The organism is Mesorhizobium sp. M0208 (assembly GCF_040322015.1).
Lineage (GTDB): Bacteria > Pseudomonadota > Alphaproteobacteria > Rhizobiales > Rhizobiaceae > Mesorhizobium.
In genome coordinates, this window is sequence record NZ_JAMYSP010000018.1 from 85,333 (window position 1) to 103,708 (window position 18,376).

Here is an 18,376-nt window from a genome sequence, read left to right on the forward strand (position 1 = left end):
ACCGGCGCGACGGTCAGCGGGCGTGACGGCCGGCAGCGACCGGCGTTACGGCCCCATGGCGCTTTGCGGGGAGGACAGCACCGCGAGGATCGGAGGTCGAGGTGACGGCGCCCCTGTCGGCCCAGGCCTGAAGGTCGTCGATCGCGTAGACGACGCGACCTCCGAGCTTGCGATAGGATGGGCCGGTCCCATAGGTCCGGTGTTTCTCCAGTGTTCGACCGGAAAGACCCAGGAATCGGGCCGCTTCGGGGGTGCGCAGAAAGCGCGGCGGCAGGCCGGAGAGATTGGCGGACATGATCGGACCTCCGAGGGGTTCGTTGAGACCGCTGGCGATCAGCGGCGGACGAAGGCCACGATGGCGGAGAGGGGCCGCGAGGGGGGATGGCGAAGAAGGGTGAGCTAAATTCGCACCCCCGTCGGTACGAAGCGTGTCAGGTCTTGCGGCGATGGCGCAGAAGCTTGCGATAGCCGCCGGCGATCATGGCGTGGCCGTCCTTGACGAGGTCGATGGTGCTGTCTCGCAGTGCCGACGTCTTCCAGGACTCGGCTGCGACGCGCGGCGCGCCGTAGATGACGTTTGCGATCTCGCGGTAGCTCGCGCCGTTCATGCTGCCGTCGACGGCCTGCAGCATGTGGCGCAGCCTTCGGCGTTGCTGGGCCGTCAGGCGGGTATCGGGGAAAACGTGACGGTTATGCAGCGCCCGCCAGAGCCGTGTGATGGCGTCGATGCGATCGAGGCCGTCGGCGTCAAGCGGAACAAGGGCCGCCAGCGGCTGATCGGGCCGAGCATCGCCGAGCACCAGTAGACGGAAGGCGGCAGCACCCTCGCCATGCACAATGCTCAGCCCCTCTGGGCCGAACTGCGCGTTGCGCGGATTGAGTTCAGGTGGCGCAACGCCTTCCAAGCCCACAATTGCCGGGATCGCCGTAAGCATGACGGTGCCCGGATCGGCTTCCGGCGTCCAGAATATCGCCGTCTCGATGGCGCTGAAAGTTGGGTGGACAGGGAAATCGAAGCCCCCAGCGCGTTTGCAGAAGGTTCGCCAGGCGATAACGATCCGCGTCGGCGTCTTCGACTTCAGCGTAGTCGCGCTGGTAGTTGGCGTTGCGGCGCAACCATTCCCAGGCGAGATCCGCGGCGACAAGGTCGTCGAGATAGTCGTACGTCGACGAGGATCGCCACTGTGATGTGTCAGGCCGCATCAGTGTCCTCCAAGCGTGCATGTGTCGTACATGCTGGGAGCGACACGATTGCCGGATGGAAAGAGCTCGGGAAGCCCTCGCGTGGACAACGCGCGATGCGGGCGTCGCATCGCGGTTGGGTTAGTGACGGCCCTCGCGAACAAGCTTGCGGTAGCCGTGCTCTGTCATCCAGCGGGCTCGAGCAAGATGGGTGTCGTAGACGCGGCGGGCTCGTTCGGGTTCGAGGTCAGCATCTAAACCAAAGAGGATCGAGACCGCCTCGTGCCAGTCGGCACCGTCCGCCGCCGCGTCAAGCAGGCGAATATACAGCTTCATGTGCTCGCGATCGTACCTGGTGAGCTCTTGGCTCTCTGGTGGCTGGTCCAGAAACGCTTCTTGTGTCACGCCAATCTCCCGCAGCCAGTCATCGCAGCGTCTGCATCATTGTAGCAGCATCGGCTGGCAGGTGAATGCGCGAATGCACCAAGGCATCAGGTGATGCGCGCGACGCATTGCTAACCTACCAAGCCTACTACCTACACGGTGCGGTATTACTCCCGAGGGGAGAATACATATTATAGTTCATAAACCCAAAGTATGTAAACTGCGATCCGTGTGCGCATGGACATGCGCAAACTTGTTGGCCGGAACTTCGCCCGGCTGCGTCGGGTGAAAGGGCTCACCCAAGAGCAAGTCGAGGAGCGCTCTGGCTTTAGCCAGCAATACCTCAGTAGTCTCGAACGCGGACGACGCAACCCGACTGTGATCACGCTGTTCGAATTGGCTCAGGCCATAGGCGTGAGTCATGTTGATCTCGTACAGCCCGACGATGAAGCCTGAATCGCCTACCTCCCGAAAGGTGCGTGCGTAGCCACGCGTGACCCGATTCGGTCGCCCGAAAAGGGCTGGCCCCGCCCGGTGTGTCCGGGCGGGGCGTTGTTCAGGCCGCCTACTCGCCGTTACGGCGACTGGGGCGGGACCAAATGAGGCTGAAGCCTTCGCCTTCCTCGTCGTCGAAGAGGTTGGCATAGATCGGAGCGTTGAAGCTCGGGTCATCGAGCTTGAGGCCGAGGTAGTCGCGGCCCTCGTTGGACTTTTTGGACCAGGCGGCGCCGATCTCGGCGCGGCGGACGAAGACGCGGTGGCTTGGGGCGTTCTCGCCGACCTGGCGGCTGTCGGGGACGATGCGGACGTTCTTGGTCTGAAGGCTCAGGGTGACGATTTCGCCGGTGAATTCGTTGCCGGACTTTTTGAAGGTGCCGATGGTCGCCATGATAGTTCTCCTTGATCTCTGCTTCGAGCCCGCACCATTGCGGCCTCGATGGCGATCGGCAGGCCGGAGGCGATCGACGCGGCATCGCTTGCGACCGCAGCGTCAGCGGAGGATGGCAGTCAGGCGACTTTGTTGTCTCGCGAGGAATGACGGCACAGCCGGCAGGGGAAGAAAGTCGATCGGCGCCATTGCCGCATAGGCGGTCGAGGCATAGCCGACCTTCGGTCAGATCAGGCCATTGATGAGGCCGTTTTGGAGCGGTCGACCTGCAAGAGGACCTCAAGCGGGAACATGGCGACCAACGTTCACTTCGAATAGCCGGCGTTGCTCTACGGCGCTCAGCCCGCCTTTCGACCATATCCGCGATGTAACCGGAATGAGCCTCCCAGGGAGAAGACCGCCGTTGCATCCGCGATCGATGGCCGCTCGAGGTCGTCATAGCGGTCAATGCCAGACGGGGTACTGCTCGGATCTGTGCCGTGCGAGTGGAACCTCCTTGGGCTTGAAGGCTCTATCGGTAACCCTGACGCAGCGAGGAGGAGCGGCTTGGCAATGATCCTCGCCGTCCTGGCCTCCAGCTCCGGATGGCGCCTAGCCGCGAGCGACGCCTCGCATGGCTGGCTCGGGAGGTGCCATCGCCAGTAATCGAACCCAAGCGGCAATGCCGACGGCGATCGCGCCGACGATCGAGAACGCGATTTGCCAGCCCACGGACGGCACAGCGAGCTTCGCGAGACCATGAGTCGCGTGATAGCCGGCGACCGATGCTGGCGCGGCAAAGAGGAGCGCGATGGCAAGACGAGCCCAGACCGGACGCACGAATGTAAAGATGAACTGGCCGGCCGCGAGCGTTACACCGGCGGCGGCGATGCCGACAACGAACGCGCCGAGCGGACCGGCCCCGGTGCCGTAGGCCCACATTCCGACTGTCACACCTGCGAAGAACGGAAGCGCGTAGACGGCGAGCGTAAACAGGAGCCAGCAAAGGAATCCGATGCCGGCGATGCAAAGGAGGATGCCGAGGAAGATCATGGTGGTGGTCCCGAGAGAAAAGGTCTGACGGTCGCGCCTCCACCACCACCACGGCGCAGTTGAAGTATAGCCGAAGATGCGCGGCCGCGGGAGCGGAAATCCGGCAGGACTTCCGCTCCTGCGGCGAGGCCGTTCCCGTCAGGGAGCGAAAGGATCGATTTCGTGGACGATTGCGGCGGTGTCGCCGTCGTATTCGCTGGCCGGCATGACGCCCAGGCTGCCGTCGCCGGCCTGAAAGATGATGATGTTGACCATGAGGGTTGCGGCGAGGCTGAAGGCGAAGGCGTGAGCGTCATTGAGTGACATTGTTCCGGCTCCTGTCTTGGAGGCGGGAGACCATCCCCCGCCCGACAGGCGCCCGATTGTGTCCGGCCCATGGCCGCAATCACCGCAGGGGCGCAGCCTCAAGGCCGCACGCTCGCGTAGCGGACCCTTTACGGGTTGATGGCGTCAGGCCATGGGCCGGACCAAGGATCAGCGCTATTTGGAAGCGGGGGTGGTGTTCGCTTGCTCAGGAGCCGTTGTCAGGAGCCTGGATGCCCACTGCCCCTTCTACAATCGGCGCGGGGTATAGTTGGTCCGCTCGCTCGGGAGGATGGGTGTCATAGCAGCAGAATTCAGGGATCGCTGTCTGCACCTGGTGAAGACGGCGTTGGCCATCGCAGTGCTGGCGATCGAGCGACAGCCGGGGCCGTTTCAGTCAGCATCGGATCAAAGCGACATGAAAGCGCTGCTGGATCAGATGATCGAAGGCGATGTGGAACTGGAGCATTATGCACGCGCTGCTCGCATTGCGGTGACGGGCGATCCAGAATGAAAGCCGGTTTTCAGTGGAAATGGCGATACGGCTTTACGGAAATACAGCGGCACTCACGCGTCGTCCTTCTTGCGGAAGTCGTGAGACTTGATGCCGAGCTTCTTCGCCTTGTCGGCGAGATTGTCCTGGATGCCGGTGCCCGGGAACACGATGACGCCGATCGGCAGGATGTCCAGCATCGCATCGTTGCGTTTGAAGGGTGCTGACCGACCGTGCTTGTCCCAGTTCGGGGCGAAGCCGACCTGCGGGACCTTGCGATTCTCGGCCCATTTGGCGGCAATCAGTTCGGCGCCCTTTGGCGACTTGCCGTGGATCAGCACCATGTCGGGGTGCTTGGCGTGGACCTTGTCGAGCACGTCCCAGATGAGCTGGTGATTGTTGAAGTCGAGCCCGCCGGTCAGGGCGATCTTCGGGCCATTTGGAAGCATCACCTCGGTCTCAGCCTTGCGCCGGGCGGCGAGGAAGTCGCGGCTGTCGATCATCGCCGAGGTGAGGTGGCGATGGTTGACCATCGATCCGGTGCGTGGTCGCCAGGCCGATCCAATGTGTTGCTCGTAGTGGTCGGCGGCCTGGTCACGCATCAGCTCGAAGGCGTCGCGCCGTTCGATCATGGTCTGACCCTGGGCGGTGAGGTTCTCCAATTCCACCGCCTTGATCTCGGTGCCGTCCTGTTCGCACTGAAGGCGACGCTGGGCCTGCTCGTTGTCGTCTAGTTGGCGCTCAATCCGCAGCACAGCGCGGTGGAAGACATTGCTGACAGACCAGAGCAGGTCGTCGAGGTCGGGTTCGAGGCGCGTGTCCGCCAAGGTGGCAACGAGGGCGTCGAAGATGTCGGCCACGGCTCCGGTCACATGATCGCCGTCGGGGAGTGGCCGCGGATCGGGCTCATCCGCAAAGGGGCGCCAGCCATAGAGCTGCAGTTCGGTAAGGACGTGATCGGTAGGGGATACGGCATGGTGCAGTTCGGTGTCGTCGTGCTCGCTCATGGGATGCTCCCGTCGGCTGGACCGCGACCCTCGCGGCCTTCATGGCGACGAAAGCCCACGGGCGGGACGGCCCGGCACCCGGAGCGAAGCGGGGGCCGGAGCGGCAGCGGAGGATGGCGGCGGTCGGCTATTTTGGCTCGCGATGGAAAGGCGTGGCGCCTCGTCGCTGGCTTTCGCCAGCAATCGCCCGCCGCCGGAAAATAGTCGGCCGCCGCCATTGCCTGGCCGGCCCGCCTGTGAGCCGATCGCCCTCTCGAAAGGCCGGGTCGCGGCTCTCTACCGGCGGAGCGTATCCAAGCGAGGTCGTCAGTACCGTGCGCTGCGCGCTCCCCTACCGCTCATGCCGCCCGGTTCAGGTAGCGGATGCGGTCCCTGCGCCTGAGCTGGTCCGCGATCAAGGCACGCACTGCGTCGAGCCCGAAATGGCGGAGATCGTCATTGAAGTCCTTCAGTGCTGGCGAGAGCACGATCGCCTCGATTCCGGCGTTGGTGGCGCCCTCGATCAGGCCGTCGCGGGCACCGTCACCTGCCGGATCGTTGTCGCGGATGACATAGAGCCGTTCCAGCGTCGGCGGGAACAGGATGGCTGCCAGATGCGCGGCGGAGAGGGCTGCCGCCATCGCCATGTCGGGCAGGGCACATCTCAGCGAGAGGGTTGTCTCGATACCTTCGCCGGCCGCCATCACGCTACCGGGTGCGCCGAAGCGAACGGCGTTGCCAAGAAGGTCGCCCATCGCCCGGCGCGGCGTGTCGACGGGTGCCTTGCCCAGACCGTCCGGTGCAAGCCAGGTCGTGTGCGCCGGTCAGGCGCCCATCGAGATCGGTGACCGCGGCGATCATCGCCGGCCAGGTTTCGGTCGGTCCATGGTCGTCGGGCCGATAATAGCAGCGTGGATGAAATCGGAGCGATTCGGTTCCGTGCAATGTCGTAATGCCACGTTCACGGAGATACGTTTCCACGATGGTTCCGATGATCGGCTGGGAAATGCCTAGAAGCCGACGGGCTGCCTCAGAGGAGCCGGCTGGAGCCAGAACATTCTTCCGGACAGAAGATGCCTGAAGCGCTGCTTCATGCGAGAGGCCGAGAAAAGCCCGCGCTTCCTTTGCGACATCTGCGAAAGCTCTGAGGCCAAGCGCCTCGCGCACGACGTCGAGCAGATCGCCATGCTCGCCGGTAGCGGCGTCGGTCCAGCGTCCGGCCGAACCTCTTGCGGAGTCTGCAAGTCGGACGAACATGGAGCGACCAGGCGTGTTGCGCACATCGCCGACGGTCCAATAGTTCCCCTGGCGGCGACCATTGGAGAGATAATGCCGGCAGACCGCCTCGGTCCGATCGGCGAGGCGGCGTGCCAGCTCATGCGGCGGTTCGCGCATGGTTACCTCCTTCAAAAAGAAAGGCCCGCCGTTGCCGGCGGGCCAGTTGTGAGGGTCATGGGAGGCTATTCGGCCGCGATGGTCATTGCGGCGACATCGTCATCATGGGCGATACCGTCGTCGTCGGCCATGGCCGTTTCATCCGCTACCTCCGCCATTTCTACGACGGCCAGTTCCACCGGCGACATGTCGGCGACCGTCTCCCGGGCCGGCGTACGGAGCGGCTCGGGCAACCAGCCAGTGCCGTTAAGCAGCGTCGTCGCTTCCGTCGCCATGTCCCCCTTCTTGAGATGGGCGATCCGGTCGGCAGCGCGCTGGCCCTTCGCTTCGGCAACGGCCTGTAGGATCCGCGCCTTGGTGACGCGACCGAGGAAGGTGTCGACGGTCGGCTTCCAGCGCGCCGACATGTCGAGGTCGACGGCGTCCGCCACCTGGTCGGCATGGGCGAGTGCACGGGGCCGTCGGTTCCAGGCTTCGTGGACCGCGTTAACCGAGAGGCTGACGACATGGGCGAACAAGGCGGCGCGGCTATCGCTGTGCCAGTCACGAAGCGCGTCCCAGAGGTCGGCCGAGTCCTTCGGCAGAGCCTTCGTCCAGCTCTCATGCCGGGCACGGATCGCCTCGGCCGAGACGCTGTCGTTCAGCCCTGGCACCTGGACGCCGAAGCTGACGGTCTTGAGGTCCAACTCCAGGCAGCTATCCGAGCCATACTGGTAGAAGACCTTGAGCGTCAGGACATGCAGCGCGGCGCGGAAGGCGACATCTGGATGCTCGCCGAGGGCGTGCCGGAGACCGAGCGTCCGATGCGCCGTCAATTCGGTCATCAAACGGTCGGAGATGGGCGAAAGACCCTCGTCTTCGTCAGGCTCGGGTGCGGCATCGCTGCCGACGCCATCGGCATTGTTGCCGGCCGACGCTCCTCCACCCGTTGCTTCGCCATCGGATGCGTTCTCGGGCTCGACCGAAGCCTCATCCTCGGGGCGAACATAGCCCCGATCGACACGCAGGCGGCCATCGCCAGCGATGCTGATGAAGGCGCCGGCACGGGCGATTTCTTCGGCATCGAAGGACAGCGGCCGTTCGTCGAACGCCTCGAGTGCGGTCTCGAGTTCGCCCAGCCGCTCGTCGACCTCGTCGGGCAGTTCGTCGGCACCTTCATGCTCGGTAACGAGGCGATCGAACTCGGCCTTGAGCGCGTCGCGCCTGGCTTCCTCCTCGGCCGTGAGCGGCACTGGTTCACCGTGGAGGCGCCTCAGACCATAGGTGTGACCGTAGGCAAAATCAGGCGCGACCTCGGTCCACTTCCAGCCCTCGCCGGCAATCGCCTCGGACTCGGCTTTGAGTTTATCGGCCAGCATCTGGTCGACCAAGGCGACATCCTGCAGCCAGCCACCATCGTCGCCCTCGAACAGGTCGCGCAGCACCGTGCCGCCCGCCCCGACATACGCTTCAGTGCCGATGAACAGTGCCCGCTTGTCGGTGGCACGGACGGCGCCTTCGGTCAGCATGCGCCGAATGGCGTAGGACGACTTGTCGTAGGAGGTTTTCAGGCGTTCGAAGACCTGTTCCTGGCGTGCATGGTCGCCCGACACGGTGAACGCTTCGAGCTGGGCGAGCGTCATGCCGTCTTCGGCATAGACGTCCAGCAGCACCGGAGAGACCGATGCGAGCTTGAGGCGCTGCTTGACCACGTTGACCGAGACGAAGAACGCCGCGGCGACCTCCTCCTCGGACTGACCCTTTTCGCGCAGGGTGAGGAATGCGCGGAACTGGTCGAGCGGATGCAGCGGCGCTCGCTGGACGTTTTCGGCGAGCGAGTCCTCCTCGGCAATACCGCCCTCGCGGACGACACAGGGCACTGGGGCGGTCTTGGCCAGGCGCCCCTGCTCGACGAGCAGTTCCAGCGCCCGGAAGCGCCTGCCGCCGGCCGGCACCTCGAACATGCCGGTCTCCACGCCGTTTTCATCAACGACAGGGCGGACGGTGAGGCCCTGAAGGATGCCACGCCGAGCGATGTCTTCGGCGAGTTCCTCGACCGAGACGCCTGCCTTGATGCGCCGGACATTGGACTGGCTCAGGACGAGCTGGTTGAAGGGGATGTCGCGCGAGGGCGACAGGGTGATGGTGGGCTTCTTCCTGGCAGTAGCCATGGGATGTACTCCGCGACGGGCGGCCGGGAACCTCTCTCGACCTCCAACCCGTCACGAAGATCAGCGCCGCCCTCTCACTCTGAGGGACGGCGCCGCAACTCCGGGTTCCCGGAAAGGCACGCAACCGGAGACACGGAAATCCGCATCGCCGGCTTTGCTGAATTCAGGCGGCCCGGTCGAGCAGCTTCTTGGCCTTGCCCTCCAGGTCGAGCCGGGCATCCTGGTGCGGCTTGTCGCGCGCGACGGCGGTGATGCCCTGCACGAAGTCGAAGACGCTCGCGGGCTTCCGACCTTCTTCCGCGAGCACGGTCTCGATGATCTTCGCTGTGTCCGCTTTGGAGAATCCGCGCTTGCGAAGAAACTCCGTGCGATCCTCGTCGCTTCGGGCGACGATCTTTTCGCGCGCCGCCCGGATGCCGTTGACGAAGGGCATGGGCGAGGAGTTGGCGAAACGGGTCAGCGCCGGCGCAGCCTCGTTTGCGAAACGTGAGGCGGCATATTTGGAGTGGCGGATGGTGATTTCCTCGAAATCCTCGACGCCCCAGAGATTGCGGTTCTGGCACACGGCGCGAAGGTAGAAGCTGGCGATGCCGAGCGTTTTCGCGCCGACCTCGGAATTCCAGCAATAGAAACCCCGGAAGTAGAGATCGGGCGAGCCATCCGGCAGCCTGCCTGCTTCGATTGGGTTGAGGTCATCGACCAGGAAACGGAACACGTCGCGGTCCGAAGCATAGAGCGTGGTGGTATCCGAGGTGATGTCGACACGGGGATTGTAGATACCGGTCGACCAGTCGAGCACGCCTGGGATCTTCCAGCGCGTGTCGCCAGTGCCATTGCCGGCGATCTTCTGGACGGCCGCAACCAGTTCGTGATCATAGATGCGACCATAGTCCGGGCCGGTGACGGCGCGGAGTTCGACGCGCCCGTTCTCGACCTCGAGCGTCTTGACCTGCTCGGCGCGATGCGCGGTGAGGCCATATTGCAGGTTGATGCCGGCGAGCGGTGCCGGAAGTTGTCGGAGGTATGTTGCCGGCGCGCCCACGATGCCGGCGAGTTGGCCAAAGCTCCAATGCGTCGGCGCGACCGGTCTATCCGCACCCGGAAACACCAGGGCAAGCCGCTCGGCATCGTCGCGGCTGGCTTCGACGCGGATCGCGGCGCTCTCGACGGTGCGGGTCCGGCTGCGTTCGGACCGCCCCTGGACCGACGCCATCAACTCGGACAGGGACAGGTAGCGCTCATCGGCCGGACGGTTGAACCACTCCGAGGAAACACGCCCGATGCGCTCGCCGCGGCTCGCATCCACTCTGTAGCCGCCGGGTGCGTCACGACCGGCATCGATAGTCACTGAATTGTTCATGAGACTTCTCCATAACGGGGCGCCGGAAGCCTCTCTCCCAGCCATCCACCGTCATGGCCCTGCAGACCGCCCTCTCACTCTCGCGATGCGCAAAACCGACACGGAGAGGAGGTGGCTACGCGTCGTCGGCGCCGTGCCGCGTCATCGATGGAAGCCCCAAGGTTGAAGACCCGCAGAGCGGGGCTTCAGCGCCAGCCGAGAGCCCGGCCCGAAGGGACGCCCATCTCGACTCATTTGCGTTTCGCGATAGAGTGCGCGGCATGTGCAATGCCTACGAACAGCATGTGAAATGGGTCGAATACGTCCAGATGATGCAGGCGCTCGAGCTTGGCATACCGACGCAACAGACCGAACTCGATCTGCCGGAAAGCGACGATATCCGGATCAATGACATGGCGCCGGTGATGCGCGCTGCCGGCAATGGCATTGAATTGGTGCCCATGAATTTCAGCTTCCCACCATCCAATCCCAAGGGTGGCCCAGTCTTCAACTACCGCTCTGACGGAAGGCATTTCGACAAGAGCAACCGATGCCTCATTCCCGCATCGGCCTTCTTCGAGTTCACTGGCAAGAAATACCAGAAAGCAAAACATCGGTTCACGCTGAACGATGCGCCATTCATGGCAATCGCCGGCATATGGCGGGAAGGCACAGATGGCTCCAGCCCGGCCTTCGCCATGCTGACCACCGAACCTGGTCCCGATATTGTTGCTTATCATGACCGCCAAGTCGTGGTCCTGCGTCCCACCGACTGGGCGCACTGGATCTACATGACCAAGACGGAAGCCGAACTGCTGCGGCCCTTGCCGAAGGGCTCGCTCGCGGTTGAAACCGTTCGACAGGGATCGGACTAGGGCGGCGCGCGTCGGCCAAAGGCCGGAATGGAGCTCATTCCAACCGGCCGGTTCCGACCTCTGTATCGCCGTTCGGAGTGCTTCACTTCTCACCCGAAAAACCTATCGTTCGTTCAGTTCCCATCAACGGCAGAGCCGGCCCAGTTTTGGTCTGTCCTCGCTAGGGGTGTACTCCTTCTAGGCGATGAGGTTGATTGCTGTCACTAAGCATCCTGTTCACACCATCCCCCGATGAATCAATTTGCTTTGCAAAAGCTGCTCGCCACGTAGAATATAAGCGGCTTTTCAGAACTTTTAGCGTCGAGGCAAATGGTGAATTCGACAAGTAAGGGCGACAAGCTGGAAGACGCATTTCATCGCTACCTTATTGATCAAAAAGATCGCGGAGAGCTGGTTTTTGGCGCTTATCCACCGCAAAACTGCAAGATTCACAAAAAGAAAGCGTATTACTGTCGCGAACGCGAGGCATACGTTGAATTCGATGTCGTTTTGGAACTGTACAGAACTGGCAGCGATATTCCACACCTTTACGTTATATTCGAGTGCAAGAATCATGATGCCAGCGTCTCCGAAATATACGTCAACGATTTTTCATCGAAGATTGGCCGGATATTTCCGCATGCGTCGAAAGGGGTCATAGTAGTAACTTCGAGGCTGCAGTCTGGAGCAGAGACAGTCGCCAGAAATGGCGGGATGGGCATTGTGAAATTCGATGAGCATGGTTTGGAAATCGTCGCGGATCGCAGAGGTTCTTATTTGGAACACGGCTTCGTGCGCGCCCAAATCTTTCGAAGCGAAGATCTCACTAAGTCGCTAAAGTTTTCCGGTTTCCATGACGGCAAATATTTTGCAACCATAGACGAGTTGCTAACAAATCTGGATTCTGAGGCAACGGCCCTCTCACTCGATAATGATCTCGAAGCCAGCAGTCGATCGGTACCTTTTCTGTCGATAGAGCGAATAAAATTGGCCGCTGCGAAAGTGCTTGAATCGACCGATTACACGTCTGGTTCCGTAGATCTATTCAAGATTTGCCGAATCCTGTCCATCGATTTGCAGTTTTCTGATCGTGATGTGATCGACGTTGACGGGACTCCGATCTTGGGGTCGGCAAACTTTAGGCGAAAAACGATCGAGATAAACTCTCACTCGATCGAGACGCGGGAGCGCTTTACGATCGCACACGAGATTGGCCATTTCGTTTTGGATCACGAACGATATCTACGCTCTGAGACCATTGTCGAGCGAGACCTTTTCATTACCGACGAGAAGTCCAGCAGCTTCAATTATGAAAGATTGGAGTATCAGGCAAACGCATTCTCGGCTGAACTGATCCTACCGGATACAGTTTTCCTGCAAAAAACAGCGCAGTTCCGGCGAGACCTAGAGATCAGAGATAGAGGACACGGATACGTATTCGTCGACGACCAACCCTGCAATTTTCTGGCCTACAATGAACTGCTGTCGCGCCTATCGAACTACTTTGAGGTCTCGAAACAAGCCATCGAAGTGAAATTGAGGAAGTCGAAAATGCTGACGGATCGAAGAAGGAGGAACGAGATCTCACCGATAGCCAGCCTCATCAGCGACTTGACGCTATTTCGGGGGCATTGAGTTGTCTCGACAAAATATGGAGGCGTGTCGCGAGAGCACGAACAGAGGGCAGCTTCCGTAGCGTGGCCATCCTGAAACCTACCTGTCAGCTTTCCACCACATCTCAGACGGCCCTTTGCGTTACGGCTGGGCACGGACGATGCGAGCACTATCGAAAGTCGCGTGTCTTCACCTTGATAGGCTCAACCTGCAGTGTTGGATCGACGAGGTCCCGTGGCCGCAGCCCCTTCGGCAAGCTCCGCGGATCGATTCCGGGGCTACCATGATGGGCTTCGTCGCCCCGCCCGTGGGGAAGCGGAAACGGCATCTCGCGGTTGCCGACACTGGCGAGTTCCCCCGAGAGGTCGGTCAGTTGGTGGGCGACGAGGTGGACCACTTCGCCCTCGCGCTGAATTTTGCCCCGGACAGCGAGCATCGAGGAGGAGAGCAGGACGCGGCGGAACTTCTCGAAGACCTTGACCCAGACCACGACATTGGCGGCTCCAGTCTCGTCTTCCATGGTCAGAAACATCACGCCTTTGGCCGAGCCCGGCCGCTGGCGGACGAGGACAAGGCCCGCCGCCTCCAGCCGGCGGCCATCGCGGGCCTGCATCGCTTCCCTGCAGGTGACGATGCGGCGGCGGGCGAGATCGGCGCGCAGGAACGACAGCGGATGATTGCGCAGCGTGAGTCCGACATGCCCGTAATCCTCGACCACTTCCCGTCCGGCCGTCATCGGCCGCAGTGTCAAAATCGGTTCATGGATTTCCGACACGGTCTTCTGTTCGCGGGCCGAGGCAGCGGCAAAGAGGGGCAGGGGCTCGTTGCGCAACCCCTTAAGCGACCATAGCGCCTCGCGGCGCGCCAGGCCCAGATCGGAGCGGAAGGCGTCGGCCTCGGCGAGTTGGACTAGCGATGCCGCCGGCACGCCGGCGCATTGCCAGAGATCGTCGATGGAAACGAAGGCTTCGTCTGCCCGGGCCGCCACGATCGCCGCCGCGTCGGCATTGGCTAGCCCTTTGACCAGGCGCAGTCCCAGGCGGACCGCGAAGCGTCCATCCTCGCCAATCGGCTCCAGCGTGCAGTCCCAGCGACTGGCGTTGATGCAGACGGGTCGGATCTCGACACCGTGGGCCTGGGCATCCCGCACGATCTGGGCCGGCAGGTAGAAGCCCATTGGCTGGGAATTGAGCAGCGCGCAGCAGAAGACATCCGGATGGTGGCATTTCATCCAACTCGAGGCATAGGCGATGAGCGCGAAGCTCGCCGCATGGCTCTCGGGAAAGCCGTAGCTGCCGAAGCCTTCGAGCTGCTTGAAGGTGGTGGCGGCAAATTCGGGCGTATAGCCATTGGAGATCATGCCGCCGATCAGCTTGTCGCGGAACTTGCTGACGCCGCCGGTGTGCTTGAAGGTCGCCATGGCGCGGCGCAACTGGTCGGCCTCGCCGGCACTGAAGCCGGCGCAGACCATGGCGACTTGCATCGCCTGCTCCTGGAACAGAGGGACGCCCAGGGTTTTGCCGAGCACGCGCTCGAGCTCGGGGGTAGGGAACTCGACCGGCTCCTTGCCTTCCCGGCGACGAAGATAGGGGTGGACCATGTCGCCCTGGATCGGGCCGGGACGCACGATGGCGACCTCGACGACGAGATCATAGAAGGTGCGCGGCTTGATCCGCGGCAGCATCGACATCTGGGCGCGACTTTCGATCTGGAAGACGCCGATGGTGTCCGCCTTGCGGATCATGGCATAGGTCGCCGGGTCTTCCGCCGGGATAGTGGCCAGATCGAGGGTCATGCCTTTGTGCTCGGCCAGCAGGTCGAAGCTGCGTTTCATGCAGGTGAGCATCCCAAGCGCAAGAACGTCGACCTTCATGAATTTGAGGATATCGATGTCGTCCTTGTCCCATTCGATGACCTGGCGATCGACCATGCGGGCCGGCTCGATCGGGACGAGGTCATCGAGCCGGTCATTGGTGAGAACGAAGCCGCCCGGATGCTGCGACAGATGCCGGGGCGTGCCCTCGAGTTGCTGCGCGAGTTCGAGGGTCAGTCGAAGCCGCCGATCGGCAACATTGAGATTGAGCTCACGGGCCCGGGTCTCGTCGATGCCCTCGCCATGGCCCCAGACCTGGGACGAGAGCAGCTTGGTCATGTCCTCGGGCAGTCCGAGAGCCTTGCCGATATCCCGGACGGCGCCCTTGGTGTGATAGCGCACTATGGTCGAGCAAAGCGCGCTGTGGTCGCGGCCATAGGTCTCGTAAACCCACTGCATGACGATCTCGCGCCGTTCATGCTCAAAGTCGACATCGATATCCGGGGGCTCGTTGCGTTCCTGTGAGACAAAGCGCTCGAAGAGGAGATTATTGCGCTCGGGATCAATGCTGGTAATGCCCAGCACGAAGCAAACAGCGGAGTTGGCGGCCGAGCCTCTGCCCTGGCACAGGATTTCTTTGCTGCGCGCGAACTGCACAATGGCGTTTACGGTCAGGAAGTAGGGCGCGTATTTCAGGATCTCGATCAAGCGCAGTTCGTGCTTGATGATCGCCACGACCTTTTCAGGCACGCCCTCCGGATAACGCCGCTCCGCGCCTTCCCAGGTGAGTTGTTCGAGCGCCTGCTGCGCCGTAAGCCCGGGCAGCATCTTCTCTTCGGGATATTGGTAGGCGAGTTCGTCGAGCGAGAACCGGCACTGCCGAGCGATCTCGACCGTGCGTGCAAGAGCCTCCGGATAGCGCGAAAACAGCCGCGCCATCTCCTCCGGCGGCTTGAGATAGCGGTCAGCATGCCGCTCGCGCCGGAATCCCAAGTCGTCGATCGTGATGTTGTGGCGAATGGCAGTCACCACGTCCTGGAGGATGCGCCGGCCGGGTTCGTGAAACAGGACGTCGTTCGTCACTACCGCCGGCACGCGCATTTGAGTGGCGAGGTTTGAAAGTTCGTGCAGCCGGACCTGGTCGTTGGGCCGCCGTCGCAGGGTCAGCGCCAGATAGGCGCGATCGCTGAAGGTTTCCCGCAGACGACGCAGTTGCAGGGCACAGGTGTCATCGGCTCGGTCAGGGACAAGAACGGCGATCAGGCCCTCGGCATAGTCGGCCAGCTCGCTCCACTCGAGATAGCATTGCGCCTTGCCGCCGCGTTTCTTGCCCAGGGTCAGCAGCCGGCACAGCCGGGAATAGGCGGCCCGATCGGTGGGATAGACGAGCAGGGACATGCCGTCGACGAGATCGAGGCGACAGCCGACGATGAGCCTGACGCCGGTGTCCTTGGCGGCCTGATGGGCCCGCACAATGCCGGCTAGAGAATTACGGTCGACTACAGCCAGGGCCTCAATGCCGAGCGCCGCCGCCTGCGCGAACAGGTCGTCGCAAGAACTGGCGCCGCGCAGGAACGAGAAATAGCTGGTCACCTGCAATTCGGCATACCGCGGGGTGGTCATGCGAAGACCCCATGCAGGAACCATTTGTGCGAGCCGGTCCCGGGATCCTCGCCGTCGCCGGCGCGGTAGATCCAGAAGCGCTCGCCGGACTCGTCCTCCACCTGGAAATAGTCGCGCACCGCGATCAGTTCGGCATCGCGCTGCCACCATTCGCCAAAAACGCGTTCGGGACCGTCTGCCCGCGCGACGCGATGCCGGATGCCGCGCCAACTAAACCAGACGGGCGGATGGTCGGGCAGCAGGGCCATCGTCTCGATAGGTTCGGGGTGGGTCAGCAGACGCGGCGGGCGTGGCCAATCCCCGGGCCAACTCGTCCCGTCGTCCGGCGCATTCGGCGCGATGCGGCGGACTGAGCGTTCGGGCACGTCACTCTCCACCGGGGCGAAGCGGTAAAGCCGCTGCTCGCCAATACGGTTGGCGAGCGTGTCGATCAGATCGGTGATGTCGGGCTCGGGCTCCTCGACGAGTGAGGAGATGATCTGCTTGGCTCCGAAGGGCTCGGCGAGCGTCGCGGCCAGGGTCATCACCTCGATGCCGAAACCGGGATCGACAGTTTCGATGCGGTCGGTCAGGAGACGGGTCAGCCGTTTGACATCGCGCACTGGCACGGCGGTACCGACGCGAATGGCCTCAATGCGGTTGTCGACGCGATGAAACAGCAGGTCGAGCCGGCGTGCGCCGAGCCCCTTGACCTCAAGCGCCTCGCAGAGGGTTACGACGAGCTTGCCGGTATAGCGGGCTATGGTCTCGGCGGCGCCGATCGGCTCGCCGAAGGCCCGGCGAACCTCGATGAGTTCGGGAGAGCGGGCGGGCTCGAAGGGTTCGCTGCGCCGCCCCATGGCCTGGTCCAGGCGACGGCCGAGTTCGGGCCCGAAGCGCAGGGTGAGAGAGGCGCGCGGCGCCGCCTCGACTTCGCCCACCCGCTCGAAGCCGAGCGTGAGCATGCCTTCTACGATATCGTGGGGAAGTCGCAGGGCACCGATCGGAAGGGCGCGCATAATCGCCGGGGCTTGCCCCACTGGAGCGACGAAGGTCGGCCCGGCGAGGATGCGCGCGCAGGCATGAGCGGTCCCCCAGGTGTCCGCGACGGCGGCACGTGCCTCGATGCCAGAGGCTGCCATGCGCGACACCAGCCCCGTGAGCATCGTCTCCTCCCCGCCATGCAGATGGTCGGTGCCCGTGGTGTCGATGATGAGCCCGTCGGGCGGATCGGCCGCGACGATCGGGGCATAGCGGAGCGACCAGAGCGCCATTCTATCGAGGGCCTCGGCATCGGCGGCTGCATCCAGGTCGAAGCTCTGCAGGTTGGGCACCAGTACCTGAGCCTTGCTCGCCGGTACGCCCACGCGCAGCCCGGCCGCGCGTGCCGCCGCATCGGCGGCCAGCACAAGCCGCCGGTTTCCCTGCCGGCCGAGCATGACGATCGGGGTTTCAGCCGATGGCGCGGACGGTCCCATCGCGCGCCGCAGGCGATCGGTCGGCCAGGTCGGAAAATAGAGCGAGACGACCCTTGTCATCGCAAGCTTCCACTTCAAAGTCAGCGCATTCTCCTGCCCGTGCGCGGATCAGTTCGAGCCGCCAGCGAGCGCGGCCGATACCGGGAACCGGGAGGGGGCGGGAGGGGAGCGCGGTGACGCGCCAGCGGGTGACCGCGGCGGTCGGTTGTCCAAAATCGGTCGCTTCCGTTTGCCGGCGCCAGCGGCGGATGGCGATGCCGATGGCGCCGGAGGCTTCGGCGGCCAGTTGCAATCGACGGGAGGCGGTCATGGAGAGACGGGCGAGTTCGGCAACGACGGCGCCTAGCCCGCCATGGCGAAGCCCTTCTTCGAAGCAGGCGAGCACGGAAGCTTCGTCGCCCGCCTCGACATAGACGACGCGGCCGGGCAGCAGGCCGGCCTGGGCGAGGGCAGGGGCGAAGAGATCCTGCCGGGTGACGCACCAGAGCACCTTGCCCTTGGCGCGCGCAGTAATCCCGGCGGCGAAGAGCGCTGCCGCGGCGCCATCAATCGCCCCGTTGCGGCCACCGGCAACCTCGTGCAGCGCCCCGAGCGCGAGCCCGCCTCCCGGCAAGACCCTGTCGATAGCGGGAACGCCGAAGGGAAGTGTCGCACGGTTGCGCACCGGCCCGCCTTCGAGGCGCGCGATTCGCTCGCGAAGCGCGGCGATAGCAGGTCTGGCGGCCGGCTGACCCATGAACAAAACACTCTCAAACTGTCTTCCCAATGGATTAAGGGGCCAATATGTTCCTTATTTGTTCTCTTGGTGCCCGAGAGTCAATCGGACTCGTTGCGCCGCGGCGAGAGTTGATCCCAGACTGCC

General features: G+C 63.2%; 17 protein-coding genes and 1 pseudogene. 4 read left to right on the forward strand and 14 right to left on the reverse strand.

The features are described from left to right. Positions 1-13: 13 nt before the first annotated feature. From NKJ17_RS19105 to NKJ17_RS19120, 4 genes are all read right to left on the reverse strand, one after another. Positions 14-295, reverse strand: coding sequence for a helix-turn-helix transcriptional regulator (locus NKJ17_RS19105; RefSeq protein ID WP_352689703.1), 282 nt, complete (start codon positions 293-295; stop codon positions 14-16). Positions 296-431: 136 nt separating this feature from the next. Beyond that, positions 432-935, reverse strand: coding sequence for a DUF2285 domain-containing protein (locus tag NKJ17_RS19110; protein WP_352689704.1), 504 nt, complete (start codon positions 933-935; stop codon positions 432-434). After that, positions 883-1,224: a transcriptional regulator domain-containing protein gene (locus NKJ17_RS19115; RefSeq protein WP_352689705.1), complete on the reverse strand. Its 342-nt coding sequence runs from the start codon at positions 1,222-1,224 to the stop codon at positions 883-885. Before NKJ17_RS19115 ends, NKJ17_RS19110 begins: the two co-directional genes overlap by 53 nt. A gap of 99 nt (positions 1,225-1,323) precedes the next feature. Next, positions 1,324-1,587 (reverse strand): DNA -binding domain-containing protein, encoded by a 264-nt coding sequence (locus NKJ17_RS19120; RefSeq protein WP_352689706.1) that lies wholly within the window; start codon positions 1,585-1,587, stop codon positions 1,324-1,326. A 216-nt stretch (positions 1,588-1,803) separates the two neighbouring features. Between NKJ17_RS19120 and NKJ17_RS19125 the strand changes: the two genes are divergently transcribed. Then, positions 1,804-2,022 carry a helix-turn-helix domain-containing protein gene (locus NKJ17_RS19125; protein WP_352689707.1) on the forward strand — a complete coding sequence of 73 codons (219 nt, stop codon included), beginning with the start codon at positions 1,804-1,806 and terminating at the stop codon, positions 2,020-2,022. A 109-nt stretch (positions 2,023-2,131) separates the two neighbouring features. Here the strand turns inward: NKJ17_RS19125 and NKJ17_RS19130 are convergent, their stop codons facing one another. From NKJ17_RS19130 to NKJ17_RS19140, 3 genes are all read right to left on the reverse strand, one after another. Next, entirely contained in the window at positions 2,132-2,455 is a 324-nt protein-coding gene (locus NKJ17_RS19130) for a DUF736 domain-containing protein (RefSeq protein ID WP_352689708.1), read from the reverse strand. A gap of 591 nt (positions 2,456-3,046) precedes the next feature. Beyond that, entirely contained in the window at positions 3,047-3,487 is a 441-nt protein-coding gene (locus NKJ17_RS19135) for a hypothetical protein (protein ID WP_352689709.1), read from the reverse strand. 138 nt (positions 3,488-3,625) lie between these two features. Then, the gene (locus NKJ17_RS19140; RefSeq protein WP_167458608.1) at positions 3,626-3,793 is read right to left on the reverse strand and encodes a hypothetical protein; all 168 of its coding nucleotides are present in this window, start codon (positions 3,791-3,793) and stop codon (positions 3,626-3,628) included. A gap of 289 nt (positions 3,794-4,082) precedes the next feature. Here NKJ17_RS19140 and NKJ17_RS19145 point away from each other — a divergent pair, with 289 nt between their 5' ends. Beyond that, the gene (locus tag NKJ17_RS19145) at positions 4,083-4,304 is read left to right on the forward strand and encodes a hypothetical protein (protein WP_352689710.1); all 222 of its coding nucleotides are present in this window, start codon (positions 4,083-4,085) and stop codon (positions 4,302-4,304) included. A 53-nt stretch (positions 4,305-4,357) separates the two neighbouring features. Here NKJ17_RS19145 and NKJ17_RS19150 read toward each other — a convergent pair whose 3' ends face one another. From NKJ17_RS19150 to NKJ17_RS19165, 4 genes and pseudogenes are all read right to left on the reverse strand, one after another. After that, positions 4,358-5,290 (reverse strand): DUF2493 domain-containing protein, encoded by a 933-nt coding sequence (locus NKJ17_RS19150; protein WP_352689711.1) that lies wholly within the window; start codon positions 5,288-5,290, stop codon positions 4,358-4,360. Positions 5,291-5,628: 338 nt separating this feature from the next. Continuing rightward, positions 5,629-6,664, reverse strand: a pseudogene (locus tag NKJ17_RS19155) (DUF7146 domain-containing protein). Between the two features lie 65 nt (positions 6,665-6,729). After that, positions 6,730-8,814, reverse strand: a complete 2,085-nt coding sequence (locus NKJ17_RS19160; RefSeq protein WP_352689712.1) for a ParB/RepB/Spo0J family partition protein — start codon at positions 8,812-8,814, stop codon at positions 6,730-6,732. Between the two features lie 163 nt (positions 8,815-8,977). Next, positions 8,978-10,174, reverse strand: a complete 1,197-nt coding sequence (locus NKJ17_RS19165; RefSeq protein ID WP_352689713.1) for a DUF932 domain-containing protein — start codon at positions 10,172-10,174, stop codon at positions 8,978-8,980. 260 nt (positions 10,175-10,434) lie between these two features. Here NKJ17_RS19165 and NKJ17_RS19170 point away from each other — a divergent pair, with 260 nt between their 5' ends. Continuing rightward, on the forward strand, positions 10,435-11,028 hold the full coding sequence (locus tag NKJ17_RS19170; protein WP_352689714.1) for an SOS response-associated peptidase family protein: 594 nt from the start codon (positions 10,435-10,437) through the stop codon (positions 11,026-11,028). Positions 11,029-11,340: 312 nt separating this feature from the next. Further along, positions 11,341-12,642, forward strand: coding sequence for an ImmA/IrrE family metallo-endopeptidase (locus NKJ17_RS19175; RefSeq protein ID WP_352689735.1), 1,302 nt, complete (start codon positions 11,341-11,343; stop codon positions 12,640-12,642). 148 nt (positions 12,643-12,790) lie between these two features. Here NKJ17_RS19175 and NKJ17_RS19180 read toward each other — a convergent pair whose 3' ends face one another. From NKJ17_RS19180 to NKJ17_RS19190, 3 genes are read right to left on the reverse strand one after another with little or no spacing between them, the layout of a single operon-like run. Continuing rightward, the gene (locus NKJ17_RS19180; protein WP_352689715.1) at positions 12,791-16,057 is read right to left on the reverse strand and encodes an error-prone DNA polymerase; all 3,267 of its coding nucleotides are present in this window, start codon (positions 16,055-16,057) and stop codon (positions 12,791-12,793) included. Further along, positions 16,054-17,574 carry a Y-family DNA polymerase gene (locus NKJ17_RS19185; RefSeq protein WP_352491277.1) on the reverse strand — a complete coding sequence of 507 codons (1,521 nt, stop codon included), beginning with the start codon at positions 17,572-17,574 and terminating at the stop codon, positions 16,054-16,056. The genes NKJ17_RS19180 and NKJ17_RS19185 overlap by 4 nt, the downstream gene beginning before the upstream one ends. Continuing rightward, positions 17,489-18,250, reverse strand: a complete 762-nt coding sequence (locus NKJ17_RS19190; RefSeq protein ID WP_352689716.1) for an ImuA family protein — start codon at positions 18,248-18,250, stop codon at positions 17,489-17,491. Before NKJ17_RS19190 ends, NKJ17_RS19185 begins: the two co-directional genes overlap by 86 nt. Positions 18,251-18,376: the final 126 nt, after the last annotated feature.